The 26145-nt window shown below is 60.2% G+C and carries 22 protein-coding genes; 14 read left to right on the forward strand and 8 right to left on the reverse strand.

Annotated elements, in window-relative coordinates:
• Positions 1 to 50 precede the first annotated feature (50 nt).
• Positions 51 to 2159 (reverse strand): molybdopterin oxidoreductase family protein, encoded by a 2109-nt coding sequence (locus tag AACY36_RS00900; protein WP_339417851.1) that lies wholly within the window; start codon positions 2157 to 2159, stop codon positions 51 to 53.
• A gap of 434 nt (positions 2160 to 2593) precedes the next feature.
• Here AACY36_RS00900 and argF point away from each other — a divergent pair, with 434 nt between their 5' ends.
• Positions 2594 to 3514, forward strand: a complete 921-nt coding sequence (gene argF, locus AACY36_RS00905) for an ornithine carbamoyltransferase (RefSeq protein WP_339496680.1) — start codon at positions 2594 to 2596, stop codon at positions 3512 to 3514.
• Positions 3511 to 4620: an ABC transporter ATP-binding protein gene (locus tag AACY36_RS00910; protein ID WP_339496682.1), complete on the forward strand. Its 1110-nt coding sequence runs from the start codon at positions 3511 to 3513 to the stop codon at positions 4618 to 4620. Before argF ends, AACY36_RS00910 begins: the two co-directional genes overlap by 4 nt.
• Positions 4621 to 4664: 44 nt before the next feature.
• On the opposite strand, the gene ybaK is transcribed toward AACY36_RS00910, so the two are convergent.
• Positions 4665 to 5135 carry a Cys-tRNA(Pro) deacylase gene (ybaK, locus tag AACY36_RS00915; RefSeq protein WP_049709756.1) on the reverse strand — a complete coding sequence of 157 codons (471 nt, stop codon included), beginning with the start codon at positions 5133 to 5135 and terminating at the stop codon, positions 4665 to 4667.
• A 327-nt stretch (positions 5136 to 5462) separates the two neighbouring features.
• Here ybaK and AACY36_RS00920 point away from each other — a divergent pair, with 327 nt between their 5' ends.
• From AACY36_RS00920 to AACY36_RS00970, 11 genes are all read left to right on the forward strand, one after another.
• Complete coding sequence (locus AACY36_RS00920) at positions 5463 to 6320, forward strand: MIP/aquaporin family protein (RefSeq protein WP_049709757.1); 858 nt, start codon at positions 5463 to 5465, stop codon at positions 6318 to 6320.
• Between the two features lie 76 nt (positions 6321 to 6396).
• The gene (gene glpK, locus AACY36_RS00925; RefSeq protein WP_339417846.1) at positions 6397 to 7902 is read left to right on the forward strand and encodes a glycerol kinase GlpK; all 1506 of its coding nucleotides are present in this window, start codon (positions 6397 to 6399) and stop codon (positions 7900 to 7902) included.
• 95 nt (positions 7903 to 7997) lie between these two features.
• Entirely contained in the window at positions 7998 to 8753 is a 756-nt protein-coding gene (locus AACY36_RS00930) for a DeoR/GlpR family transcriptional regulator (protein WP_339417845.1), read from the forward strand.
• Positions 8754 to 8937: 184 nt separating this feature from the next.
• On the forward strand, positions 8938 to 10476 hold the full coding sequence (gene glpD / locus AACY36_RS00935) for a glycerol-3-phosphate dehydrogenase (RefSeq protein ID WP_339427112.1): 1539 nt from the start codon (positions 8938 to 8940) through the stop codon (positions 10474 to 10476).
• A gap of 304 nt (positions 10477 to 10780) precedes the next feature.
• Positions 10781 to 11707 (forward strand): glutamate/aspartate ABC transporter substrate-binding protein, encoded by a 927-nt coding sequence (locus AACY36_RS00940; protein ID WP_339417842.1) that lies wholly within the window; start codon positions 10781 to 10783, stop codon positions 11705 to 11707.
• A gap of 193 nt (positions 11708 to 11900) precedes the next feature.
• A complete protein-coding gene (locus tag AACY36_RS00945) occupies positions 11901 to 12647 on the forward strand; it encodes an amino acid ABC transporter permease (protein ID WP_065872525.1) in 747 nt (248 codons plus the stop codon).
• The gene (locus AACY36_RS00950) at positions 12647 to 13318 is read left to right on the forward strand and encodes an amino acid ABC transporter permease (RefSeq protein ID WP_339417840.1); all 672 of its coding nucleotides are present in this window, start codon (positions 12647 to 12649) and stop codon (positions 13316 to 13318) included. Before AACY36_RS00945 ends, AACY36_RS00950 begins: the two co-directional genes overlap by 1 nt.
• On the forward strand, positions 13315 to 14049 hold the full coding sequence (locus tag AACY36_RS00955; RefSeq protein ID WP_339417839.1) for an amino acid ABC transporter ATP-binding protein: 735 nt from the start codon (positions 13315 to 13317) through the stop codon (positions 14047 to 14049). Before AACY36_RS00950 ends, AACY36_RS00955 begins: the two co-directional genes overlap by 4 nt.
• A gap of 107 nt (positions 14050 to 14156) precedes the next feature.
• Positions 14157 to 16058: a sensor histidine kinase gene (locus tag AACY36_RS00960; protein ID WP_339417838.1), complete on the forward strand. Its 1902-nt coding sequence runs from the start codon at positions 14157 to 14159 to the stop codon at positions 16056 to 16058.
• A complete protein-coding gene (locus tag AACY36_RS00965; RefSeq protein WP_339417837.1) occupies positions 16055 to 17404 on the forward strand; it encodes a sigma-54-dependent transcriptional regulator in 1350 nt (449 codons plus the stop codon). Before AACY36_RS00960 ends, AACY36_RS00965 begins: the two co-directional genes overlap by 4 nt.
• The gene (locus tag AACY36_RS00970) at positions 17404 to 17742 is read left to right on the forward strand and encodes a GlpM family protein (protein WP_339417835.1); all 339 of its coding nucleotides are present in this window, start codon (positions 17404 to 17406) and stop codon (positions 17740 to 17742) included. Before AACY36_RS00965 ends, AACY36_RS00970 begins: the two co-directional genes overlap by 1 nt.
• 32 nt (positions 17743 to 17774) lie before the next feature.
• Here AACY36_RS00970 and AACY36_RS00975 read toward each other — a convergent pair whose 3' ends face one another.
• The 6 genes from AACY36_RS00975 to AACY36_RS01000 all read right to left on the reverse strand — a co-directional run bounded on the left by AACY36_RS00975 (position 17775) and on the right by AACY36_RS01000 (position 25137).
• Positions 17775 to 19172 (reverse strand): sigma-54-dependent transcriptional regulator, encoded by a 1398-nt coding sequence (locus AACY36_RS00975; protein WP_339417834.1) that lies wholly within the window; start codon positions 19170 to 19172, stop codon positions 17775 to 17777.
• Positions 19162 to 20931: a sensor histidine kinase gene (locus AACY36_RS00980; RefSeq protein WP_339437934.1), complete on the reverse strand. Its 1770-nt coding sequence runs from the start codon at positions 20929 to 20931 to the stop codon at positions 19162 to 19164. Before AACY36_RS00980 ends, AACY36_RS00975 begins: the two co-directional genes overlap by 11 nt.
• Complete coding sequence (locus AACY36_RS00985) at positions 20931 to 22055, reverse strand: GNAT family N-acetyltransferase (protein ID WP_339427114.1); 1125 nt, start codon at positions 22053 to 22055, stop codon at positions 20931 to 20933. The genes AACY36_RS00980 and AACY36_RS00985 overlap by 1 nt, the downstream gene beginning before the upstream one ends.
• Before the next feature lie 85 nt (positions 22056 to 22140).
• Positions 22141 to 23049, reverse strand: coding sequence for an alpha/beta hydrolase (locus tag AACY36_RS00990; protein WP_339427115.1), 909 nt, complete (start codon positions 23047 to 23049; stop codon positions 22141 to 22143).
• Positions 23046 to 24440 carry an aspartate aminotransferase family protein gene (locus AACY36_RS00995; protein ID WP_049709772.1) on the reverse strand — a complete coding sequence of 465 codons (1395 nt, stop codon included), beginning with the start codon at positions 24438 to 24440 and terminating at the stop codon, positions 23046 to 23048. The genes AACY36_RS00990 and AACY36_RS00995 overlap by 4 nt, the downstream gene beginning before the upstream one ends.
• Positions 24433 to 25137, reverse strand: coding sequence for an MtnX-like HAD-IB family phosphatase (locus AACY36_RS01000; protein ID WP_339417825.1), 705 nt, complete (start codon positions 25135 to 25137; stop codon positions 24433 to 24435). Before AACY36_RS01000 ends, AACY36_RS00995 begins: the two co-directional genes overlap by 8 nt.
• A 228-nt stretch (positions 25138 to 25365) precedes the next feature.
• On the opposite strand from AACY36_RS01000, the gene AACY36_RS01005 reads away from it, so the two are divergent.
• On the forward strand, positions 25366 to 26136 hold the full coding sequence (locus AACY36_RS01005) for a MipA/OmpV family protein (RefSeq protein WP_339417823.1): 771 nt from the start codon (positions 25366 to 25368) through the stop codon (positions 26134 to 26136).
• Positions 26137 to 26145: the final 9 nt, after the last annotated feature.

The raw sequence follows: 26145 nt of genomic DNA on the forward strand, positions 1-26145 counted from the left end.
TCACAGGTCGGCACGGTGGCGCATTGTAACGCAAAATTCCAGCGCGGTGCTCAGGCGGCTGCTACCTGGACCGGAACGCCATTGAGAGCGGCATTGCCCGACAACTCGTCCAATTGCCGTTCGTCGGTCAGGTCATTCGCGCTCGCTCCGGGTTGCGCGCTGGCGATGCCCATCTGGACGCCCGGGCGACCATGGCCCCAGCCGTGGGGCAGGCTGACGACACCAGGCATCATGTCCAGGCTGGAGACAACTTCCACCTCGATCATGCCAATCCTAGAACTCACCCGCACCCGCTGGCCATCCAGTAAACGCCGGCTGGCCAGGTCGTCAGGATGCATCAGCAATTGATGACGCGGCTTGCCCTTCACCAGCCGGTGATAGTTATGCATCCAGGAATTATTGCTGCGCACATGGCGACGGCCGATCAGCAACAGTTCGTCGACCACAGGCCCCGGCTGCGCGGCAAACCGCACCAGGTCGGCGAGGATAACTGCCGGCGCCGCCTGCACCTTGCCATCAACGGTTTTCAGACGCGCGGCAAGGTTGGGCTGAAGCGGCCCAAGGTCCACGCCATGGGGATGGTCGGCCAGCATCGCCACCGATAATTTGTGGCTGGAGCCATCACCGTACGCGCCCGCGCGCAGCCCGAAATCGATCATCTGCGCCGGCGGCATCGTCGGCTTGAGTGTGGCACCGGTCTGAGCCGCAAAGGCCTTGGCCAGCCCGACGAAGATTTCCCAGTCATGCAGCGCACCCTCGGGTTTGGGCAAGATCGCCGGGTTGAAACGGGTGACGTTACGCACCGCAAACATATTGAAGGTCGTGTCGTAGTGATCGTTTTCCAACGCTGACGTGGACGGCAGAATCAAATCGGCATACCGCGTGGTCTCGTTGATATAGAGGTCGACGCTGACCATGAACTCCAAGCCTTCCAAGGCTTGCTCCAATTGCCGCCCATTAGGGGTCGACAACACCGGATTACCGGCCACTGTCACTAACGCGCGGATTTGTCCTTCGCCTTCAGTGAGCATTTCTTCCGCCAGGGCCGACACCGGCAACTCGCCACCGTACTCCGGACGCCCGGAAACCCGGCTCTGCCAGCGATTGAAATGCCCGCCACCGGTCGACGCCACCAGATCCACTGCGGGCGTCGTGCACAAGGCGCCACCCACACGGTCGAGATTGCCAGTCACCAGGTTGATCAGTTGCACCAGCCAGTGGCACAGCGTGCCGAACGCCTGGGTTGATACGCCCATGCGCCCGTAGCACACCGCTTTATCCGCTGCGGCAAAGTCCCGTGCCAGTTGGCGGATCTGCTCGGCAGGCACCGCACACTGACGACTCATGGCCTCGGCGGTAAACCCGGCGATCACGCGGCGTACATCCTCCAGGCCTTCAACCGGCAAATGGCTGTCGCGGGTCAGGTTCTCGGTAAACAAGGTGTTGAGCACCCCGAACAACAGCGCCGCATCACCGCCTGGGCGCACAAACAGATGCTGATCAGCCATCGCCGCCGTCTCGCTGCGCCGTGGGTCGACCACCACCACTTTACCGCCCCGCGCCTGGATCGCCTTGAGGCGCTTTTCCACGTCGGGCACCGTCATGATGCTGCCATTGGACGCCAGTGGGTTGCCGCCCAGGATCAGCATGAAGTCGGTGTGATCAATGTCCGGGATCGGCAGCAACAGGCCGTGGCCGTACATGAGATAGCTGGTGAGGTGATGGGGCAGTTGGTCGACCGAGGTCGCGGAAAACCGATTACGCGTCTTCAACAGGCCGAGGAAGTAGTTGCTGTGGGTCATCAGCCCATAGTTGTGCACGCTGGGGTTGCCCTGATACACCGCCACCGCATTCTGCCCGTGACGCGCCTGAATGCCCGCCAGCCGTTCGGCTACGAGCGCGAAAGCCTCGTCCCACGCGATCGGCTGCCATTCGCTACCTACCCGCAACATGGGCTGGTGCAGGCGGTCAGGATCATTCTGGATATCCTGCAGCGCTACGGCCTTGGGGCAGATATGCCCACGACTGAAACTGTCCTGGGCATCGCCCTTGATCGAGGTGATCACCAAGTTGCCGTCGTCGGCTCGGGTGGTTTCCAGCGTCAGGCCGCAGATGGCTTCACACAGATGGCAGGCACGGTGGTGGAGAGTCTTGGTCATCGCCAGTCTCTTATAAGGGCTTTGGTCCAACTATGGGGCGCGACCGGCAAGCGCGCCACCAACGTTCGCCTCGTGAATCGACAAGCATCAGGCCAGGCCATGGCTAAGCATGAGCAAATGTTTCAGAAACCTCACACGCTCGCCCTGAAACCGACACAGCCTGGCCTGCAGCCGCCCCCGCGCATTGCAAAAGGTTGCTACGCCAGTGTACAAATGGCCCGCTGCTGTCTGGAATTCATCTTCAAAAGCGCCTTGGCGCCCTGCTTGAACGCCCTTTAAAACCGTAGCCCTATTGGTAAGACGCGACATTTAATTATAAGATCGCGCCTTCCCCTATTTCGTCGCCCCGTGCGGCTTTCGCCGCAGGTCTCGCCCGTTGTCACAATAAACAAGGCTTTGAGTATCTGCGGTCTGTTGCAAAAAGGTAGTTAATGATGAGCGCAAGGCACTTTCTCTCCCTGATGGATTGCACGCCCGAAGAGCTGGTCAGCGTGATCCGTCGAGGCATTGAGCTTAAAGACCTGCGTAACCGCGGCGTACTGTTCGAGCCTTTGAAAAACCGCGTGCTCGGGATGATTTTCGAGAAGTCATCAACCCGCACCCGCGTGTCTTTCGAAGCCGGCATGATTCAACTGGGTGGCCAGGCCATCTTCTTGTCCTCGCGCGACACCCAATTAGGGCGTGGCGAGCCGGTCGCCGACAGCGCGAAGGTGATGTCGAGCATGCTCGACGCCGTGATGATCCGTACCTTTGCCCACAGTACCGTGACCGAATTTTCCGCCAACTCCCGCGTACCGGTGATCAACGGCCTGTCCGATGACCTGCACCCGTGCCAGTTGCTGGCCGACATGCAAACCTTTCTCGAACACCGTGGCTCGATTCAGGGCAAGACCGTGGCGTGGATCGGCGACGGCAACAACATGTGCAACAGTTATATAGAAGCGGCGATCCAATTCGACTTCCAATTGCGCGTTGCCTGCCCGGAAGGCTATGAACCTGATGCGCGCTTCCTGGCGCAGGCCGGTGACCGCGTGACCCTGGTTCGCGACCCGCGTGACGCGGCGATCGGCGCGCACCTGGTGAGCACCGACGTCTGGACCTCCATGGGCCAGGAAGACGAAACCACCAAGCGCCTGGCCCAGTTCGCCCCGTATCAAGTGAACCGCGCCCTGCTCGACCTGGCCGCGCCCGACGTGTTGTTCATGCACTGCCTGCCGGCGCACCGTGGCGAAGAAATCAGCCTTGACCTGCTTGACGATCCGCGCTCGGTCGCCTGGGACCAGGCCGAGAACCGCCTGCATGCGCAAAAAGCCCTGCTCGAGTTCCTCGTCCCGCCGTCGTACCACCACGCATGAGCCAGCCATTACTGCTGAACCTACGCAATCTGGCATGCGGCTATCAAGATCAACGGGTGGTGCAGAACCTCAACCTGCACCTGAATGCCGGCGATATCGGTTGCCTGTTAGGCTCTTCGGGCTGCGGCAAGACCACAACGTTGCGCGCCATTGCCGGGTTTGAGCCGGTGCACGAGGGTGAAATCAGCCTGGCGGGCGAAGTGATCTCCAGTGCCGGGTTCACTCTGGCGCCGGAGAAACGCCGCATCGGCATGGTGTTCCAGGACTACGCACTGTTTCCTCACCTCAGCGTGGCTGACAACATCGCCTTCGGCATTCGCAAGCACCCGCAACAAGACCGCGTGGTCGCTGAGTTGCTGGAACTGGTGAACCTGAAAAACCTGGGCAAGCGCTTTCCTCATGAGCTTTCCGGCGGCCAGCAACAACGCGTCGCTCTCGCCCGTGCTTTGGCGCCGGAGCCGGCATTGTTATTGCTGGACGAACCCTTCTCCAACCTGGATGGCGAGTTGCGACGCAAGCTCAGCCACGAGGTGCGGGATATCCTCAAGGCACGCGGCACCAGTGCGATTCTGGTGACCCATGATCAGGAAGAAGCCTTCGCGGTCAGCGACCAGGTCGGTGTTTTCAAGGAGGGCCGCCTTGAGCAGTGGGACACGCCCTACAACCTCTATCACGAACCGCAGACACCATATGTCGCCAGCTTTATCGGCCAGGGTTACTTCATTCGTGGCCAGTTAAGTTCGCCGGAATCCGTGAGCACCGAACTCGGCGAGCTACGCGGCAACCGCGCCTACACCTGGCCTACCGGTGGTGCGGTGGATGTGCTGCTGCGCCCGGATGACATCGTCTACGCGCCAGACAGCGCGCTGAAAGCGCAGATCGTCGGCAAGACGTTCCTGGGGGCGTCTATCTTGTACCGCCTGCAACTTCCGACGGGCGCGCAATTGGAGTCGATTTTCCCCAGCCACGCCGACCATCAGGTGGGAGCGGATGTGGGGATTCGGGTTGCGGCTGAGCATCTGGTGTTATTTCAGGCGTCAGGGAGTACGGCGGCGCAAATCCCTAAAGTCGAATCCGGCGTACGCCGCTACAGCCCTGCGCACTGAATAACTGACGAAACCGGCTTGACTTCAGGCGCTGCAAAATAGATTCAGGCTCGGCCAATCGGCGCGAATTTAGCCTGGGTATGCTCAGCCAGCACCGCCGCTGGCAATTCCACTTCCAGCCCCCTTCTACCCGCGCTCACAAAAATGGTCGCGAACGGCTGCGCCGTCACATCGATAAACGTGCGCAACCGCTTCTTCTGCCCCAGCGGGCTGATGCCGCCTAACAAGTAACCCGTAGAGCGCTGCGCCGCTGCCGGGTCGGCCATTTCGACTTTTTTCACCCCGGCAGCGTGCGCCAGCCCTTTCAGGTCGAGACTTCCGACGACCGGCACCACCGCCACCAACAATTCGCCTTTCTCACTGCTCGCCAGCAAGGTCTTGAACACCTGCGCCGGGTCGAGGCCCAACTTCTCCGCGGCCTCCAGCCCATACGAAGCCGCCTTGGGGTCATGTTCGTAACTGTGGATACGATGTTCGGCGCGAACTTTTTTCAACAAATCCAATGCAGGCGTCATGGTGTCTCCGGGCATTGCAAACAGATGGCCGATTCTAGGCCAAGCCCACGCAAAAGGCTCTAGTACGCCCACTTTTAAGGTACACACGCAAGATGACAAGCGTGATCATTCACCAGACCAATAGTTTGAAAGTGACTGACCGTTCACTTTCGACCTTTGACAGCGGTCATTCTTGTCTATATTTTTTCGTTTCCGAATACTGTAGGAATAGCTCCGCAGTATTCAAGCAGTAAGCCGTGTCCGGGATGGGGATCCTTGCCACGGTGAAAATCGCGCAATAACCCGTTGAGGTTGTGCGCCAGACAAGAACAACAACTGAGGTTTTCCATGACAACTGCTCTTCAACAGCCTTCACTTTCGAGCCAATGTATGGCCGAGTTCCTGGGGACTGCGCTTCTTATCTTCTTCGGTACGGGATGTGTCGCTGCGCTCAAGGTCGCGGGTGCCAGCTTTGGCTTGTGGGAGATCAGTATCATCTGGGGGGTGGGCGTCAGTATGGCGATCTACCTGAGCGCCGGCATTTCCGGGGCGCACCTGAACCCCGCCGTCAGTATTGCCCTGTGCATTTTCGCCGACTTCGACAAACGTAAACTGCCCTTCTATATCCTCGCCCAGATCGCCGGCGCCTTCTGCTCGGCCGCCTTGGTGTACACCCTCTACAGCAACCTGTTTTTCGATTACGAACAAACCCACCATATGGTCCGTGGCACGCAAGCCAGCCTGGAACTGGCGTCGGTGTTTTCCACCTACCCCCATGCGCTACTGAGCACCGCCCAGGCCTTCCTGGTGGAAATGGTCATCACCGCGATCCTGATGGGCGTGATCATGGCCCTCACCGATGACAACAACGGCCTGCCACGCGGCCCGCTGGCCCCGCTGCTGATCGGCCTGCTGATCGCCGTGATCGGCAGTGCCATGGGCCCGCTGACCGGCTTCGCGATGAACCCGGCGCGGGATTTCGGGCCCAAGCTGATGACCTTTTTCGCCGGCTGGGGTGAAATGGCCTTTACCGGTGGCCGCGATATTCCTTACTTCCTGGTACCGATTTTCGCGCCGATTGTTGGCGCATGCCTAGGTGCTGCAGCGTATCGCGGGCTGATTGCCCGTCACCTGCCAAGCGCCGCACCTGCTATAGCTGAAGAAACACCTGACACGGCTGTCAACGGCAAAACCCGTATTTCCTGATCACGCCAGCCTGGCCGCTCCTGCTCTTTTGCAGCCAGGCTGACTACCGACTTTCTTATTTCCCAAGGCATTCGACATGACCGATATTCAGAATAAGAACTACATCATCGCCCTTGACCAGGGCACCACCAGCTCCCGCGCGATCATCTTTGATCGTGACGCCAACGTGGTCTGCACCGCCCAGCGTGAGTTCACTCAGCACTACCCACAGCCGGGCTGGGTCGAGCATGACCCGATGGAAATCTTCGCCACCCAGAGCGCGGTGATGGTCGAGGCCCTGGCCCAGGCCGGCCTGCACCATGATCAGGTCGCCGCCATCGGCATCACCAACCAGCGTGAAACCACCGTGGTGTGGGACAAAGTCACCGGTCGCCCAATCTACAACGCCATCGTCTGGCAATGCCGCCGCAGCACCGAGATTTGCCAGCAACTCAAGCGCGACGGCCATGAGCAATACATTAATGACGCCACCGGCCTGGTCACCGACCCGTACTTCTCCGGCACCAAGCTCAAGTGGATCCTCGACAATGTCGAAGGCAGCCGCGAGCGTGCGCGCAACGGCGAGCTGCTGTTCGGTACCATCGACAGCTGGCTGATCTGGAAATTTACCGGCGGCAAAACCCACGTCACCGACTACACCAACGCCTCGCGCACCATGCTTTTCAACATCCACACCCTTGAGTGGGATGCGAAGATGCTGGAGATCCTCGACGTGCCGCGCGAAATGCTGCCGGAAGTGAAGTCGTCGTCGGAAATCTACGGCCGCACCAAAAGCGGCATCGCTATCGGCGGTATCGCCGGCGACCAGCAGGCTGCACTGTTCGGTCAGATGTGCGTTGAAGCAGGCCAGGCCAAGAACACCTACGGCACTGGCTGCTTCCTGCTGATGAACACCGGCGACAAAGCGGTGAAATCCCAGCACGGCATGCTTACCACCATCGCCTGCGGCCCGCGTGGCGAAGTGGCCTACGCCCTGGAAGGCGCCGTGTTCAACGGCGGCTCCACCGTGCAATGGCTGCGTGACGAGCTGAAGATTATTGCCGATGCCACCGACACCGAATACTTCGCCAGCAAGGTCAAGGACAGCAACGGCGTGTACCTGGTCCCGGCGTTCACCGGCCTGGGCGCGCCGTACTGGGACCCGTATGCCCGCGGCGCCCTGTTTGGCCTGACCCGCGGCGTACGCGTGGATCACATCATTCGTGCGGCCCTGGAGTCGATTGCCTACCAGACCCGCGACGTACTTGACGCCATGCAACAAGACTCGGGCGAACGCCTCAAAGCCTTGCGTGTGGACGGCGGCGCGGTCGCCAACAACTTCCTGATGCAGTTCCAGGCCGATATCCTCGGCACCCAGGTCGAGCGCCCGCAAATGCGCGAGACCACCGCATTGGGCGCCGCGTACCTGGCAGGCCTGGCCTGCGGCTTCTGGGGCAGCCTGGATGAATTGCGCGGCAAGGCGGTGATCGAACGCGAATTCGAACCCCAGTTGGACGAAGTCGCCAAGGAGAAGCTCTACGCCGGCTGGCAAAAAGCGGTAAGCCGTACCCGCGACTGGGAACCGCACGAAGGCGCTGAATAAGCCAAGCGCCGGATCCATATAGGGTTGTAACTGGCAGGGAGCGGATTCCTGCGTCATCATGGGCCACTTTTGTATGGCAGCCCAAAGGACGCCCCATGAATCTGCCTCCCCGCCAACAACAAATCCTCGAACTGGTCCGCGAACGCGGCTATGTCAGCATCGAGGAAATGGCGCAGCTATTCGTTGTCACCCCGCAAACCATCCGCCGCGATATCAACCAACTGGCGGACGCCAATCTGCTGCGCCGCTACCACGGCGGCGCGGCCTACGATTCCAGTGTCGAAAACACCGCGTACGCCATGCGTGCCGACCAGATGCGCGACGAGAAACAGCGCATCGGCGAAGCCATCGCGGCGCAAATCCCCGATCACGCCTCGCTGTTCATCAATATCGGCACCACTACCGAATCCATCGCCCGTGCGCTGCTCAACCACAACCACCTGAAAATCATCACCAACAACCTCAACGTCGCCACCATGCTCAGCGCCAAGGACGACTTCGACGTGCTGTTGACGGGCGGTAATGTGCGCCGTGACGGCGGCGTGGTGGGCCAGGCGAGTGTCGACTTCATCAACCAGTTCAAGGTCGACTTTGCCTTGGTGGGTATCAGCGGTATCGATGAAGATGGCAGCTTGCTCGACTTTGACTACCAGGAAGTGCGGGTTTCCCAGGCAATTATCGCCAATGCGCGCAAGGTCATCCTGGCGGCCGACTCCAGCAAATTCGGGCGCAACGCCATGATTCGCCTGGGGCCGATCAGTCTGGTGGATTGTCTGGTGACCGATCAGCAGCCGGTGCCGGCGCTGGTGCAGTTGTTGAATGAGCATAAGGTTCAGTTGGAAGTCGTCTAGGTTCTCGTTCCCACGCTCCGCGTGGGAACTATCAGCGGTTATGTTCACAAATTTTCCTTTACCCGCCCTTCGATGAGTTTTTTCAATCGAAGTCAGGTGGCTGCGCGCGCGTTTATCCGCTACTATTTTCGCAAATGAACATTAATGTTCGAATTCCAATACGAAAAGATCGCGAGGCCAGCCGATGAACCCTTCTACCTTGCCTGCTCCACCGCTTGCCGAAGTCTATGACGTTGCCGTTATAGGCGGCGGAATCAATGGCGTCGGCATTGCAGCAGACGCAGCCGGTCGCGGTTTGTCGGTTTTCCTTTGTGAAAAGGATGATCTGGCCAGCCACACCTCTTCCGCTAGCAGCAAGCTGATCCACGGTGGCCTGCGCTACCTTGAACATTACGAGTTCCGCCTGGTGCGCGAAGCGTTGGCCGAACGCGAAGTGCTGCTGGCCAAGGCCCCGCACATCGTCAAGCAGATGCGTTTCGTGTTGCCGCACCGCCCGCACCTGCGTCCGGCATGGATGATCCGCGCCGGCCTGTTCCTGTACGACAATCTCGGCAAGCGCGAAAAGCTCGCCGGCTCGAAAAGCCTCAAGTTCGGCCCGGACAGCCCACTGAAAAGCGAAATTACCAAAGGCTTCGAGTACTCCGATTGCTGGGTCGATGACGCCCGCCTTGTCGTCCTAAACGCCATGGCCGCCCGCGAAAAAGGCGCGCACATCCATACCCAGACCCGGTGCGTCAGCGCCCATCGCAGCAAGGGCCTGTGGGAAATGAACATGGAACGCGCCGATGGCAGCCTGTTCTCGATCCGTGCCCGCGCACTGGTCAACGCCGCTGGCCCATGGGTGGCCAAGTTCATCAAGGATGACTTGAAACTGGATTCGCCCTACGGCATCCGTTTGATCCAGGGCAGCCACCTGATCGTGCCGAAACTCTACGAAGGTGCCCACGCGCACATCCTGCAGAACGAAGACCAGCGCATCGTTTTCACCATTCCGTACCTGAACCACCTGACCATCATCGGCACCACCGACCGCGAATACACGGGCGACCCGGCTGCAGTTGCGATCACCGAAGGTGAAACCGACTACATGCTCCAGGTGGTCAACGCACACTTCAAGAAGCAACTGAGCCGCGACGACATCCTCCATACTTACTCTGGCGTTCGCCCACTGTGCAACGACGAGTCGGACAACCCGTCGGCCATTACCCGCGACTACACGCTGGCGCTGTCCGGCGGCACGGGCGAGGCACCGATCCTGTCGGTGTTTGGCGGTAAGCTGACCACCTATCGCAAGCTCGCCGAATCGGCGATGGCGCAACTGGCGCCGTATTTCACCCAGATGCGCCCAAGCTGGACCGCCAAGGCCAGCCTGCCTGGCGGCGAGGACATGACCACGCCAGAAGCCTTGGCCGAAGCCATTCGCAGCAAATTCGACTGGGTGCCGAGTGAAATCGCCCGCCGTTGGTCCACTACTTATGGCAGCCGCACATGGCGCTTGCTGGAAGGCGTGCAATCGATGGCTGACCTGGGCGAGCACCTGGGTGGCGGCCTGTATACCCGAGAAGTCGATTACCTGTGTGCTGAAGAATGGGTGACCCAGGCTCAAGACATACTGTGGCGTCGTACCAAGCTGGGCCTGTTCACCACTGCGCAAGAACAGGAGAACGTGCAGCGTTATCTGTCCAAGGTCGAGCAGAACCGCAGCAAGATTGAAGCGGCCTGACTGCCAATAACGAACAAAGCCCCTGCACCGTGAGGTCCAGGGGCTTTGTTTTGCATTCGGTTTTCCGAACGCGACAGCCAACCCTATTCGGTTTGCCGGATCCAGAACTAAGATTTTTTCCGACACATAAAGTTAATTTTCATAAAAATCAAAGCTTTAAGCTTTTAACGCTGGTCTGGCACGACTCATGCTCTACACTCTTGGACGATTGCCTGAGACGCCTCAGGAGCCGTCACGGGCATTCGCTGTACAAGAGAGCCGTTTAGCCGGCTTCATAAAAAAAACAAATGTCGAGGAAGTATTGATGCGCATCGTTCCCCATATTCTGGGCGCAGCTATCGCTGCTGCTCTGATCAGCACTCCAGTTTTCGCCGCCGAACTCACCGGCACGCTGAAAAAGATCAACGACTCCGGCACCATCACTCTCGCTCACCGCGACAGCTCCATTCCGTTTTCCTACATCGCGGATGGTTCGGGCAAACCAGTGGGCTACTCCCACGACATTCAGTTGGCCGTCGTAGAGCAACTGAAAAAAGACCTGAACAAACCCGACCTGAAGGCCAAGTACAACCTGGTCACTTCGCAAACCCGTATTCCGCTGATCCAGAACGGCACCGCGGACCTCGAGTGCGGCTCCACCACCAACAATGCCGAACGCGCCCAACAAGTTGATTTCACCGTCAACATTTTCGAAATCGGCACCCGTCTGCTCGTCAAGAAAGACAAGGATGGCAAGCCGAGCTACGCCGACTTTGCTGACCTGAAAGGCAAGAACGTCGTGACCACCGCTGGCACCACGTCCGAGCGCATCATCAAATCGATGAACGCTGACAAGCAAATGGGCATGAACATCATCTCCGCCAAAGACCACGGCGAATCCTTCCAGATGCTGGAAAGCGGCCGTGCCGTTGCCTTCATGATGGACGACGCCCTGCTGGCCGGTGAAGAAGCCAAGGCCAAGAAGCCGGACGACTGGGTCATCACCGGTACTCCACAGTCCTTTGAAGCCTATGCCTGCATGGTGCGTAAAGACGACCCGGCCTTCAAAAAGGCTGTCGATGACGCCATCGTCGCCCTGTACAAATCCGGCGAGATCAACAAGATCTACAGCAAGTGGTTCGAGAGCCCGATCCCACCAAAAGGCCTGAACCTGAACTTCCCGATGAGCGACAAGGTTAAGGAGCTGATCGCTAACCCAAGCGACAAGCCAGCGCCTGACGTAAAAATCTAATACCTGACTAAGCTTATGTCCTGAGGGAGCCAACCCTCCCTCAGGCGTCTGTTACTACCTGCTGGCAATAAATTGGAACACTCGACCTGGCGGTTTTCGAGCAGATCGTGTGTGCCTGGCGTTCACCGTCAGGCGGGAAAGGATCTTCCCCAAGCGGGTGCTTGTACATCGATCGATTTCGGGGGAGACCCTAATGAATTACAACTGGGACTGGAGCGTGTTCTTCAAGTCCACCGGCGTGGGCAGCGAGACTTATCTCGACTGGTACATCGCCGGCTTGGGCTGGACCATCGCCATCGCTGTCGTGGCATGGATTATCGCCTTACTGCTGGGGTCCATTCTGGGCGTCATGCGCACCGTGCCGAACCGTCTCGTAGCGGGCATTGCGACCTGCTATGTGGAACTGTTCCGTAACGTGCCGCTGCTGGTTCAGCTATTCATCTGGTATTTCCTGATACCCGACCTGCTGCCGCAGAACCTGCAAGACTGGTACAAACAAGACCTCAACCCGACCACTTCGGCTTACCTGAGCGTCGTCGTATGCCTGGGCCTGTTCACCGCCGCCCGAGTGTGTGAGCAAGTACGTACCGGTATTCAGGCACTTCCGCGTGGCCAGGAATCAGCTGCACGTGCCATGGGTTTCAAGCTGCCGCAGATCTACTGGAACGTGCTGCTGCCCCAAGCCTACCGGATCATCATTCCGCCGCTCACCTCGGAATTCCTCAACGTCTTCAAGAACTCCTCCGTGGCGTCCTTGATCGGCCTGATGGAACTGCTGGCACAAACCAAGCAGACCGCCGAGTTCTCGGCCAACCTGTTTGAGGCCTTCACCCTGGCCACGCTGATCTACTTCACCCTAAACATGAGCCTGATGCTGCTGATGCGCATGGTCGAGAAGAAAGTCGCGGTGCCCGGCCTGATCTCCGTGGGGGGTAAATAATGGACTTCGATTTCAGCGGCATCATCCCCGCCATCCCGGGCCTGTGGAACGGCATGGTCATGACCTTGCAGTTGATGGTCATGGGCGTGGTCGGCGGTATCGCACTGGGTACGGTCCTGGCGCTGATGCGCCTGTCGTCCAGCAAACTGCTGTCGCGCCTCGCCGGCGCTTATGTGAACTACTTCCGCTCGATCCCGCTGCTGCTGGTGATCACCTGGTTCTACCTGGCGGTGCCGTTCGTGCTGCGCTGGATCACCGGCGAAGACACCCCAATCGGCGCGTTCGCCTCCTGCGTCGTGGCCTTCATGATGTTCGAAGCCGCGTACTTCTGCGAAATCGTGCGAGCCGGCGTGCAGTCGATCCCCAAGGGCCAGATGGCGGCGGCACAGGCAATGGGCATGAGCTATGGCCAGACCATGCGCCTGATCATCCTGCCCCAGGCGTTCCGCAAGATGACCCCGTTGCTGCTGCAACAGTCGATCATCCTGTTCCAGGACACCTCGCTGGTCTACACCGTGGGCCTGGTGGACTTCCTCAACTCCGCCCGCTCTAACGGCGACATCATCGGCCGCTCCAATGAGTTCCTGATCTTTGCCGGTGTCGTCTACTTCATCATCAGCTTTTCCGCCTCGCTGCTGGTCAAGCGTCTGCAAAAAAGGTTTGCCGTATGATCTCTATCAAGAACATCAACAAGTGGTATGGCGACTTCCAGGTGCTGACCGATTGCAGCACTGATGTCAAAAAAGGCGAAGTGATCGTGGTGTGCGGGCCGTCCGGCTCGGGCAAGTCCACCCTCATCAAGTGCGTCAACGCGCTGGAACCGTTCCAGAAGGGCGACATCGTGGTCGACGGCACCTCCATCGCCGACCCGAAAACCAACCTGCCAAAACTGCGTTCACGCGTGGGCATGGTGTTCCAGCACTTCGAACTGTTCCCGCACCTGACCATCACCGAGAACCTGACCATCGCGCAGATCAAGGTGCTGGGTCGCAGCAAGGAAGAAGCCACCAAGAAGGGCCTGCAATTGCTTGAGCGTGTAGGCCTGTCGGCGCACGCCCACAAGCACCCGGGTCAGCTTTCCGGCGGCCAGCAACAACGTGTGGCTATTGCCCGCGCCTTGGCCATGGACCCGATCGTGATGCTGTTCGACGAACCCACCTCAGCCCTCGACCCGGAAATGGTCAACGAAGTACTGGACGTGATGGTGCAACTGGCCCACGAAGGCATGACCATGATGTGCGTGACCCACGAAATGGGCTTCGCCCGCAAAGTGGCCGACCGCGTAATCTTCATGGACGCCGGCAAGATCATCGAAGACTGCCCGAAAGAAGAATTCTTCGGCGACATCAGCGCCCGCTCCGAACGCGCGCAGCAATTCCTTGAGAAAATCCTGCAGCACTAAGCATTACAGCGCTTTCACTGTAGAAACCGGATCCATTATGGGAGCAAGCCCGCTCCCACAATGGACCGTACAGGCAGGCAAGCGCTGGTTGACCCAAGGCATCTGTGATGAAATGCGACCCCAACCAATTTCGCGCCGCACCGCCATCACTTGCCGTGAAACCACGCCTGATACGCCAACTGTTCCTGCCGCCGTTGATCATCGCCCTGATGATCAGCCTGGGTTATATCGGCTTCTGGATCAGTGAGTACTACGGCATCCGCACCCTCAGCGATACCGGCGAACGCCAACTGGAGTTGCATGCCCGCACCGTCGAAAGCGAACTAAGCAAATACACCTACCTGCCCAGCCTTCTGGAACTGGAGTCCAGCGTCTCCAAACTGCTGGCCGACCCAACCCAGGAAACCCGCAAGACCGTCAACGACTACCTCGAAGGCCTGAACCGACGCAGTCGCAGTCGGGCCATCTACGTGATGGACACCACCGGCCGCGTGCTGGCCACCAGTAACTGGCGCGATGCCGACAGTTACCAGGGTGAAGACCTGTCCTTTCGTGCCTACTTCCAGAACGCCGTGCGTGGTCAGCCCGGGCGGTTCTATGGCATCGGCAGCACCAACGGCGAACCTGGCTACTACCTGGCCCACGGCCTGGAAGAACACGGCAAAATCATCGGCGTCGCCGTGGTCAAAGTGCGCCTCGAAGCCCTGGAGGAACGCTGGCAACGCGCGCGCCTCGAGGCCTTCGTCAGCGATGAGAACGGCATCATCATCCTTTCCAGCGACCCGGCCCGCCGCCTCAAGGCCGTGCGCCCGCTGAGCGATGACACCAAGGATCGCCTGGCCCACAGCCTGCAGTATTACTGGGCGACATTGAACGAGCTGGAACCCCTGGCCCGCGAGCGCCTCAATGAAGCCACCGAGAAACTGACGTTCCCAGCCAACAACGAAGTGGTGAACGACCAGCGCGAAGTCAGCTACCTGGCGCAAACCCGTCCGCTTAATGACACACCCTGGAATTTCACCCTGCTTACCCCGCTCAACGACCTGCGTCGCGCCGCCATCAACCAGGGCATCCTGGTGGCGGTCGCGTTTGGCCTGGTGGCGTTTTTGCTGATTGCCTGGAATGAGCGGCGCAAAGTCATCGCCACCCGCCTCGCCGCGCGGGAAGCCCTGCAGGAAGCCAACAGCCAGCTGGAGCGTCGGATTGCCGAACGCACCGCCGACCTGCGCGCCAGCAACGAACGGCTCAAGGGCCAGATCCGCGAACGCCGCCAGGCCGAAGAAACCCTGCGCCGCGCCCAGGATGAACTGGTGCAGGCCGGCAAACTGGCGGCTATCGGCCAGATGTCCACCAGCATCGCCCACGAACTGAACCAGCCCCTGGCCGCCTTGCGCACCTTGTCCGGCAACACGGTGCGTTTCCTCGAGCGCGGCGCCCTCGACACCGCCAGCGCCAACCTCAAGACCATTAATGAACTGATCGACCGCATGGGCCGCATCACCGCCAGCCTGCGCTCCTTCGCCCGGCGCGGCGATGACCAGGGCGAAGCCAACCTCGCCAAAGCCGTGGACGCCGCGTTCCAGGTACTGGGCGCGCGCCTGGACGACCTGTCGCTGAGCGTGCACCGTGACTTTGTCCCCGCCCAACTGCAAATCGACCAGACGCGCCTGGAGCAGATCCTGGTCAACCTGATCGGCAATGCCCTCGACGCCATGCAGGCCCAACCTGCCCCCGAGCTGTGGCTGGACGGCAGCAGCAGCGAGGGCAAATATCGCCTGCACGTACGCGACAACGGCCACGGCATCGACGCCGAGGCGCGCAAACATTTGTTCGAACCGTTCTTCACCACCAAACCCGGCGAGCAAGGCCTGGGCTTGGGCCTGACGCTTTCCGCCAGCCTCGCGGCGGCCACTGGCGGCAACCTTGCCGTGGAGCATCCGGCCAGTGGTGGAACGACCTTTGTCCTGAGCCTGCCGCTGGCGGGTGCTCAAAAAGCTGAGTCGACATGAATACAGACGCTACAGTCCCTAAAGACGACCTCACCGTGCTGATCGTCGAAGACGACCCCCATGTACTGCTCGGCTGCCAGCAAGCCCTGGCACTGGAAGACATCCACAGCGTCGGCGTGGGCAGTGCCGAAGAAGCCTTGAAGCGCATCGGCGAGAACTTCGCGGGCATTGTGATCAGTGACATCCGCTTGCCGGGCATTGATGGCCTGGAGCTGCTCACCCGCCTCAAGGCCCTGGATAAAAGCCTGCCGGTGGTGCTGATTACCGGGCATGGCGATATCTCCATGGCGGTCGGCGCGATGCGCAACGGCGCCTACGATTTCATGGAGAAACCCTTCTCCCCCGAACGCCTGGTGGACGTCGCCCGTCGCGCCCTGGAGCAGCGCGGGCTGGCGCGGGAAGTCTGGTCGTTGCGCCGTCAGCTGGCCGAGCGCGACGCCCTCGAGGGCCGCATCATTGGCCGCTCGCCCGCCATGCAGAACCTGCGCGAGCTGATCGCCAACGTCGCCGACACCTCGGCCAACGTGCTGATCGAAGGCGAGACCGGCACCGGCAAGGAACTGGTCGCGCGCTGCCTGCACGATTTCAGCCGGCGCCATTCGCACCAGTTCGTCGCGTTGAACTGCGGCGGCTTGCCGGAGAACCTCTTCGAAAGCGAGATTTTCGGCCACGAAGCCAACGCCTTTACCGGCGCCGGCAAGCGCCGCATCGGCAAGATCGAGCACGCCCACGAAGGCACGTTGTTCCTTGATGAAGTGGAAAGCATGCCGATCAACCTGCAGATCAAACTGCTACGGGTGCTGCAGGAACGCACCCTGGAACGCTTGGGTTCGAACCAGAGCGTGGCAGTGGATTGCCGGGTGATAGCCGCCACCAAGTCCGACCTCGACGAATTGAGCCGTGCCAGTCAGTTCCGCAGCGACCTGTACTACCGCCTCAACGTGGTGACCCTTGAACTGCCGCCGCTGCGCGAACGCCGCGAAGACATCCTGCAGCTGTTCGAACATTTCCTGCAGCAATCATCCTTGCGCTTCGACCGGGCCGTGCCGGAATTGGACAACCAGACCCTGTCGAACCTGATGAGCCACGACTGGCCCGGCAACGTGCGCGAACTGCGCAACGTCGCCGAACGCTTCGCCCTGGGCCTGCCCGCCTTCAAGAAAAGCGGCGCCAGCGGCGGCAACCATGGCCTGGCCTTTACCGAGGCGGTGGAGGCCTTCGAACGCAACCTGCTCAACGATGCCTTGCAACGCAGTGGCGGCAACCTGACCCAGGCCAGCCAGGAATTGGGGATGGCCAAGACCACCTTGTTCGATAAAGTTAAAAAGTACGGGTTGAGCCACTGATGGATCTATTCTTGAAAGCCGCCCTGGGCGCGGCGGTGGTGCTGATCCTGGCGGCGCTGGCCAAGACCAAGAACTATTACATCGCAGGGTTGGTACCGCTGTTTCCGACCTTTGCGTTGATCGCGCATTACATCGTCGGCAAGGGCCGCTCGGTGGACGATTTGAAGACCACCATCCTGTTCGGAATGTGGTCGATCATTCCGTATTTTGTGTATTTGGCGACGTTGTATGTGGTGGTGGATCGGATGCGGTTGGAGGCCTCTTTAGCCGTAGCGGCGGTAGCGTGGTTGATGGCCGCAACCGTCCTGGTCAGCATCTGGGTACGCGTCCATTCCTGACAAAACACGGTCGAAATGTAGCTAACAGGGGATCAGCGTACGATCTTGTCGACTTGAATCCCCAGCTTCTTCAAGCGATACCAAAAGCTCCTCTCCGAAATCCCGATCTTCGCCGCCGCCGCAGCCTGCACGCCGTTGCTCTCCTGCAACGCTGCCAGAATGTAGGCCTTCTCCACCTCCGCCAGCGCCGCATCCAGGTCCTGGGGAATCCCCGGCCCCTCGCTGAGGATCGCCGCTAAGCCGCCCTCGCTCGGCTTCGAGGCAAACAAATAACCCGGTAGGTCGATATCTTCGATCACGGGAGAGGCGGCCACGATGGTCGCGCGCTCCACGCAGTTCTGCAGCTCACGAATATTGCCCGGCCAGTGATACGCCGCCATGGCCTGCAACGCTTCGGCGCTGAAACCGGTAATGCGCTTGCCGGCCGTGGCGCTGAGGGTGTGGGCGAAGTGGCGAGCCAGGGGCGCGATGTCCTCCACACGCTCGCGCAAGGCCGGCAAAGGAATCGGGAACACGTTGAGGCGGTAATAAAGGTCTTCACGAAACTCTTTGTTAGCCACCGCCTCCAGCAGGTTCTTATTGGTAGCGGCGATCACCCGCACATCCACCTTGCGCTCGCGGGGGTCGCCCACCGGCTCGATCACCCGCTCCTGCAAGGCGCGCAGGATCTTGGCCTGTAACGCCAGGGGCATATCGCCCACTTCATCCAGGAACAATGTGCCTTTGTCGGCCTGCTGGAAGCGCCCTACCCGATCAGCCACGGCGCCGGTAAACGCGCCCTTGCGATGGCCGAACATTTCGCTTTCCAGCAAGCCTTCCGGGATCGCCGCGCAATTGACCGCCACGAACGGTTTGTCAGCCCGGCAGCCGTGTTTGTGGATGGCGCGGGCGACCATTTCCTTGCCGGTGCCGCTTTCACCCGTCAGCAGGATGGTGGCGCTGCTGTCACGCACCGAGTCCACCGCTTGCAGCACCTTGCGAAACGCCGGGCTGTCGCCCACCAGGCTGTCGAACTGCGCGTGCTCATCCAGCTCGGCACGCAGGCGTGCGTTGTCGCGCATGATGTCGCGAAATTGCAGGGCCTTGGCCACGGTGATGTCGAGCTCGTCGATATCGAACGGCTTGGCGATGTAGTCGTAGGCGCCGTTGCGCATCGACTGCACGGCGTTTTTCACCGTGCTGTAGGCGGTCATCACAATCACCGGCACGTGCGGGTAGCGCACCTTGATCTCGGCCAGCAGCGCCGGCCCGTCCATGCCGGGCATGCGCCAATCGCTGATCACCAGGTCGATGTCTTCCTGCTCCAGCACCTTGAGCGCGTGCAGGCCGTTGCCGGCGACAAACACCTGCACCTCGTTCTGGCCCAGGGCCGAGGCAAGCAGGTCGCAGAGCTTGGGTTCGTCGTCGACTACCAGAATGTTATGCGTCATGACTGTCCTCGTCGTCTTCGCCCATTGCCGGAATGTACAGGCTGAACGTGGCGCCGGCATCTTTCTCGCTGGCACATTCGATGCTGCCGTCGTGACTTTCCATAATCGAATAGACTTTAGCCAGGCCCAGGCCGGTGCCGGAAGCCTTGGTGGTGACGAATGGCGTGAAGATACGCTCGACCATTTCCGCCGGAATACCCTGGCCGGTGTCGGCGATGCTGATCACCGTATTTTCGCCCACGGCGCGAATGCCCAGAGTTAGGCGTCCACCTTCGGGCATTGCGTCGATGGCGTTGAGAATCAGGTTGAGGCACGCCTGCTTGAGCTGCTTGGCATCCGCGTAGATCGTCGCCCCCGGCGCCTGGTCGTCGATGTGTGCATCGATGTTATGGGTGGCCAATTCCGGGCCGCAGAAGCCGAGGATTTCCTCCACCAAGGGTCGCGTTGGCTGCAGCACGCGCAACGGTGGGTTGGGCTTGGCAAAGTCGAGAAACTCGGTGATCAGGTCGTTGATGCGGCTGACTTCACTGATCACGTATTCCAGGTGACGCTTGTCGGTTTCCGCCAGGTCAGCGCGACGGTGCAGCAGTTGCGTCGCCGTCTTGATGATCCCCAGCGGGTTGCGGATCTCGTGAGCCAGGCCCATGGCGACTTCACCCAAGGCATGCAGGCGATCACGCCGACGCAACTGGGCTTCAAGGTGATGCAACTCGCCCAGACGCTCGCTCATGTGGTTGAAGGTGCTGCTCAACTGCGCCAGCTCGTCGCCGCCGCTGACCTCCACGCGGTGCGCGTAGTCGCCGGAAATCACCGCGTTAACACCTTGGGACAGGTCGCGCAAAGGCTTGGTCAGGCGTCGCGACACCAACACCCCGGCCGCCAACGACAGCGCCGAACTGAGCAGGAAGATCAGCACGAACAGATTACTCTGGTTCACCAGCCCGACCAGGCTGGTGTGGCGCAGCAGGCCGCTGAAAATCACGCCTTGCAAGTCACCGGCATCATTGAAGATCGGCCAGTACAAACCGCTGTAGTTATTGGTGAACTGCTCGCTGGGCTGCCGGGTGGCGCGCATCGCGGTTTCAACGCTCTTGGGGATGCGCGAAGGGTGATCCTCAAACCGTTGGGTCGAGAAAATCTCGGAGAAACCGTCCGGGTTGGCCAGGTACAGGCGCAGGTCGAGGGAATGCACATCGGCCACGCTGGTGAGGAAACTGCTGTCCAGGTAAGTCCCGACCAGCAGCTCGTAATCAACGCCGTCCTGGGAGGTATCGAACGTCGAGACCACGATGCCGGTGGACACGCCCCCCACCTGCACAGTCTGCAACACCGTATTTTTGGCCAGGCTGATCTGCTTGACGATGTCGGATGCGGCGGTACTGAACACGACTTTTTGGTCACTGGTGCGAATCAACGCTACCACGTCGATATCAGTGGCATCGGCAATGTCGGCGGTCAGCCGGTCGTGTTTGGCGGCTTGCTTGTTCTCAGGCGGGCTGGTGTAGCGCAGGAACAATTTGGCCATGCGCGCGTTGTCATGAAGGATATCGCCGATCTCGTCCTTGACGATCTTGGTGGATTCCTGCAGCCAGATGCGCACGTTGCTGTCGAAGATCTGCGACAACGTAGTGGCGGCCAACTCCGCCGCGATCATGGTCGGGATCACACTGACCAACCAGAACGCCAGCACCAGCTTGCGCTGGACGCTCCAGCGCGAAATGGCAAAGGGGCGGGCTTTCTGGCGGGTCTTGGTGATCATCAGGTTTCGCTTATCGCAGCAGCCATGGCGGGGTCGGAACGGTCCGGTCGAATAAACACTTTTACAAGCTTGAGCAGGCCATTGACCAGCCGGTTGCGGTGGCGGAAAAACACACGGTTACCCTGGAACTCACAGCCCAGGCGCAGCTTACTGGCATACCCGGCCTGCCCACACTCATACAACGCAATATTATTCTGAATACAGTAGTCGACGTTAGTCAGCCAACTACGGAAGTACAGGTTGTAGTCGCGGGTGAACTCGACGTCATGCCCGAAAAACTTGTCCACCAGCCGTTGTTCGTCCACCAGCATCAGGTTGAACGCCACCAGTCGCTCGTCTACCCAGTAAAGAACACAGACCGCGCGCTGATCAAGCCGTTCGAGCACGCCGGTGAAGTAGCCGGCAGGCAGCCGTTCGAACTGCAACTCGGCGCGTGTCAGCGTGGCTTCGTACAGGCGCATGACGTCGGGCAGCACGTCGTCGATATTGCGCCGCCACTCCACCCGCGGCCCCGGCGCGCGCAGTTTGCGGCGCAGGTCCTTGCGGGTGGATTTGCCCAGCGAGCCGAGGTAAGCATCTACCGATCCATAAGGCAGCGGCAACACGCCGGTGGGCAGGCTCGGCATGCTTTGAAAGCCTGCCGCCCGGCAAGTCTCAAGCCAATAGGGGTCTCTGCTCGGCGCGTCCTTGACCGCCACCAGGCCGATACCAACGTCATCGGCATCCCGGCGCGCGGCTTCCAGCAGGTGCTTGAGCATCATCGGGCGGCGCGCATCCGCCACGCCACTGGCGAAACCCACGTCGCAACGTTCGGCCACCGGAGAGCCGAGGGCATACAACCCCAACTGCAAAAACCCGGGCCACAGCCGTTCTACACGCTCGGTCAGGCGCTTGCCGGCGCCCGATACCGTGGTGTCGAGGCGATAATGAGTAATGAACGCGGCGGCCACTGCCACCAGCGTGCCATTTTCGTAGACCGCCAGGTAACGCCACTGAAAATCATCGATAGCGGCGTTTTCCACGGCGACGTAATAGTCCCAGTCTTCCAGGGCTCCCGGGAAACAGTCGTTCCAGGCACTGCGCTGGATGGCCCGGATGGTTGGAAAGGCTTGGGTGGTAATCACGTATTCCCCTTATTTCTTTGGCGAACGCCGATCCAATGTGGGAGCTGTCGAGCTTAAGCGAGGCTGCGATAGCATCACCTCGGTTTCACTGATAGACCGAGGCGCCTGCATCGCTGCCTCGCTTAAGCTCGACAGCTCCCACAACGACCCGATTTGGCAGAACATAATGCGTGTGCTGTTCGATGAACTCGGCACTCAACTCGATCACCCGGCGGTATTGCAGGTCGACGGTGATCATGTGGTAGCAGTTGTCCAACAGAATCTTGGTCACCGGCCCGCCCAAGTGGCGCTCCACGTAATCGGCGTTCCAGCGGCTGGTGATGTCGTCCTCAATGGAATGCAACACCAGCGCGGGTACGTTGATCGATGGCATGCGCTTTTTGACCACGGCGTTCATCCAGTGCAATTCACGCACGGTCACGCCCTCCATCGTCAACAAACCCGCTTCGCTGCTTTCGCCCTCTTTCATCTGCCGTTCAACGATGGCCCGCAGGCGTTCGTTCTTGATGCCGTAGGGCGGTTTCTCGGTAAAGCGGAACAGGCGCACGCCGAATGGAATACGGATCAGCAACGGCGTGATGAACGCCATTTTGCTGATGCTCCAGCCGTCGTACTTGAGTGTGGTGGAGTACATCAGCAAGCCGGCGACCTGGCCTGGATGCTCCGACGCCAGGTACATCGACATCACCGCGCCCATCGACAAACCACCGACAAACACCTGCTCGTGCCGCTGTTTCACACCGACGAAGGTCTTGCGCACCCCTTCGTACCAGTCGCGCCAGCCAGTGGCTTGCAGGTCGCTGTTGTCACCGCAATGCCCGGCCAGGGTGGGCACATACACCGTGCAATTGCCCGCCTTGGCGAGGCCCTTGGCGACCTGGCGCAACTCCGTCGGGGTGCCGGTCAGGCCGTGGATCAACAGGACCCCGACCGGACCTTCACCGAGAACGAAACCGGCAGAACCTTCACCGAGGTCGATCTCTGCCTGGCTCACCGGTTGGTCGCCCGCACCAGCAGTTGTTCAAGCAACTTCAGGCCCAGTTCGATTTCCGGGTAGCTGATTTCCAGGGACGGTGCCAGGGTGATCACGTTTTTGTAGTAACCGCCCACGTCGAGGATCAGGCCGAGTTTCTGGCCATCTACGACCATGTCGCCTTTCATGCCTTCTTCGACCATGTAGTCCAGGGTCGCCTTGTCTGGCGTGAAACCGTCCGGGCCGCAGATTTCGCAGCGCAGGGCCAAGCCCAGGCCGTCGACGTCGCCGATGATCGGGAAACGTTTCTGCAGGTCTTGCAGGCCTTCGAGGAAAAACTTGCCCTTGGCCATGACCATCGCGCCGTAGTCGACTTCGTTGGTCATCTTGAACATTTCCAGACCTACCGCCGTGCCCAACGGGTTGGAGGCAAAGGTGGAGTGGGTCGAGCCTGGTGGGAAGATCTTCGGGTTGATCAATTCTTCACGGGCCCAGATGCCACCCAGCGGGTTGAGGCCGTTGGTCAGCGCCTTGCCAAAGACGATCACGTCCGGCTGCACGTCGAAGTGCTCGATCGACCACAGTTTGCCGGTGCGATAGAAACCCATCTGGATTTCGTCGGAGACCATCAAAATGCCGTGCTGATCCAGCACGTGCTTGAGTTCGCGGTAAAAGTTCATCGGCGGGATCACGTAGCCGCCGGTGCCCTGGATCGGCTCGACGTAGAACGCTGCGTATTCACACTGATTGGTTTTTGGGTCCCAGACGCCGTTGTATTCGGTCTCGAACAAGCGCGCGAATTGCTGCACGCATTGGCTGCCGTATTCTTCCTTGGTCATGCCTTTAGGGCCGCGGAAGTGGTACGGGAACGGAATGAAGTTGGCGCGTTCACCAAAGTGGCCGTAGCGGCGACGGTAGCGGAAGCTCGAGGTAATCGACGACGCGCCGAGCGTACGGCCGTGGTAGCCGCCTTCGAAGGCGAACATCAGGCTCTTGCCGTTGGACGCGTTACGCACCACCTTCAGGGAGTCTTCGATGGACTGCGAACCGCCCACGTTGAAGTGCACGCGACCGTCGAGGCCGAACTTCTTCTTGGCGTCCACCGCGATCATTTCCGACAGCTCGATCTTGCCCTTGTGCAGGTACTGGCTGGCGATTTGCGGCAGGGTGTCGATCTGCTGTTTCAGCGCATTGTTCAGGCGCGGGTTGGCATAACCGAAGTTGACCGCCGAGTACCACATTTGCAGGTCGAGGTAGGCCTGGTCTTCGGTGTCCCACACGTAGGAGCCTTCGCAACGGCTGAAAATACGCGGCGGCTCGATGTAGTGAACGGTGTCGCCGTAGGAGCAGTATTTGGCTTCTTTATCCAGAAGGATCTGGTCTTCGGCGGTAGCAATACGGATATCAGACATGGTGGAAGAGTTCCTGATTGTCGGAAGAGGTGTTGAAGGTGGTGGCGTTGGCGGCGATGCCTTGTGGCAGCAGCGCCAGCAATGCAGGCACTTCGGCAAAGCTGTCGAAGCGCGCGTGAGGGATGTTGTTGGCCCCGCAGTAGTCGGCGAGGCTGCCCTTGGCGAAGACAAAGTCGGCGGTGGAGGCCACGCACATGTCGGACTTGCCGTCGCCGATCACCAGCACGCGCTTGTGGCGTGGGGTGGATTTGCACTTGCAGTTGCCGGACGCGGCACGGCAGGCGTCGCTGGCGTACGGAAAGTCGATGCGCCAGCTGTTCTGGTCGACCTGGCGCAGGCGGTTGGCGAGGATCGGCAGCAAGCTCACGTAGTTGCGCGAGAGGATCCGCGCGATGCCCTGCTCGATGCCGTCGCTGACCACTTCGATGGACGCGCCCAGGCCGATCACGTGATCGACGAAGTCCGGGAAGTCCGGGTCAATCTCCACGCTGTCGAAATACGCCAGCAGTTCGGAGGGCGTCGCCTTGATCAGCGCCAGTTGGCGGCTCAGGCATTCGCGTGAACCGATGTGCCCATCCAGCCATTCCTGTTCGATGGTTTCCCACTCGGGGCCGGCGAAGCGTTGGAGGACGTTGTCGATGACATCGGTGGGAGTAATGGTCCCGTCGAAGTCACACACGATATGCCAGTGGATCATCTACGTTTACCTTGTAAGGGCGCGCTCAGTGCGCTTGCACAAGGGGTAGAGCAGAGAGTGTGCCAACTGGCCGGCGCCCAGCAGGGCCGGGGCTTTGCCTGATGTTCCAAAGCAATATGTGTCGTGCAAACTACAATTTTTGTAGCTTGCTACAAACAAGATGAGTGCTTGCGTACAGGTGGCCCTTCGCGCGTTCATGCGTGCCTGTCCAGACGAGGAAACGGCTCCATGCTCAAGGCTACTTCTGCTGTATTCGCCGGTTTACTGGGGCTGTGTGGCTTCTCCAGCACGGTCCTGGCCGATGCAATCACCGGCGAAGTGGGCGCGGGCTTCAGCTACCAGCCCCACGACCCCACCGGCAGCCGCTATGAAACACGGCCCGTGCCGTACCTGGATCTGGACTGGGGCAGTGTCAGCCTGAGCACCGATGACGGCTTGACCTGGAGCGCGCTGAACACCAACGGTCTCACTGCCGGCCCCTATATCAATTACCTGCAAGGACGCACCTCCAATGGCTCGCTGCAAGGTTTGCGCAATGTATCGGACATGGCTGAGGTAGGCGGCTTCATCCAGTACGCGCCCGCCGACTTCTGGCGCATTTATGCGCGGCTGGGCCAGGCCGTGGGCGGCGGGCATTCGCAAAGCGGCGCGCTGGGCAAGCTCGGTGGCGAACTCGGGTACCCACTGGGCGGCGGGATTATCGGCAGCACCGGCCTGGCGGCGAACTTCGCCGACGCGCGCCAGACCCAGACGTATTTCGGGGTAGATGCCAATGAATCCGCGGCCTCCGGGATTCGCCCGTACAACGCCAGTGGTGGTTTCCAGAACGTCACGCTGACCCAGAGTTTCGAGTTCCCGCTGGACGCAAAATGGTCGCTGCTGACCAGTGCCAGTTGGGTGCATTTGGTGGGCTCAGCGGCGGACAGCAGCATCGTCAAGCAAACCGGCGACGTGAACCAGGGCCAGGTGCAGACGGCGATCAGTTACAAGTTCGATTAATTCCTACGA

This window comes from Pseudomonas sp. EA_15y_Pfl1_P101 (assembly GCF_963970835.1).
Lineage (GTDB): Bacteria > Pseudomonadota > Gammaproteobacteria > Pseudomonadales > Pseudomonadaceae > Aquipseudomonas > Aquipseudomonas tritici.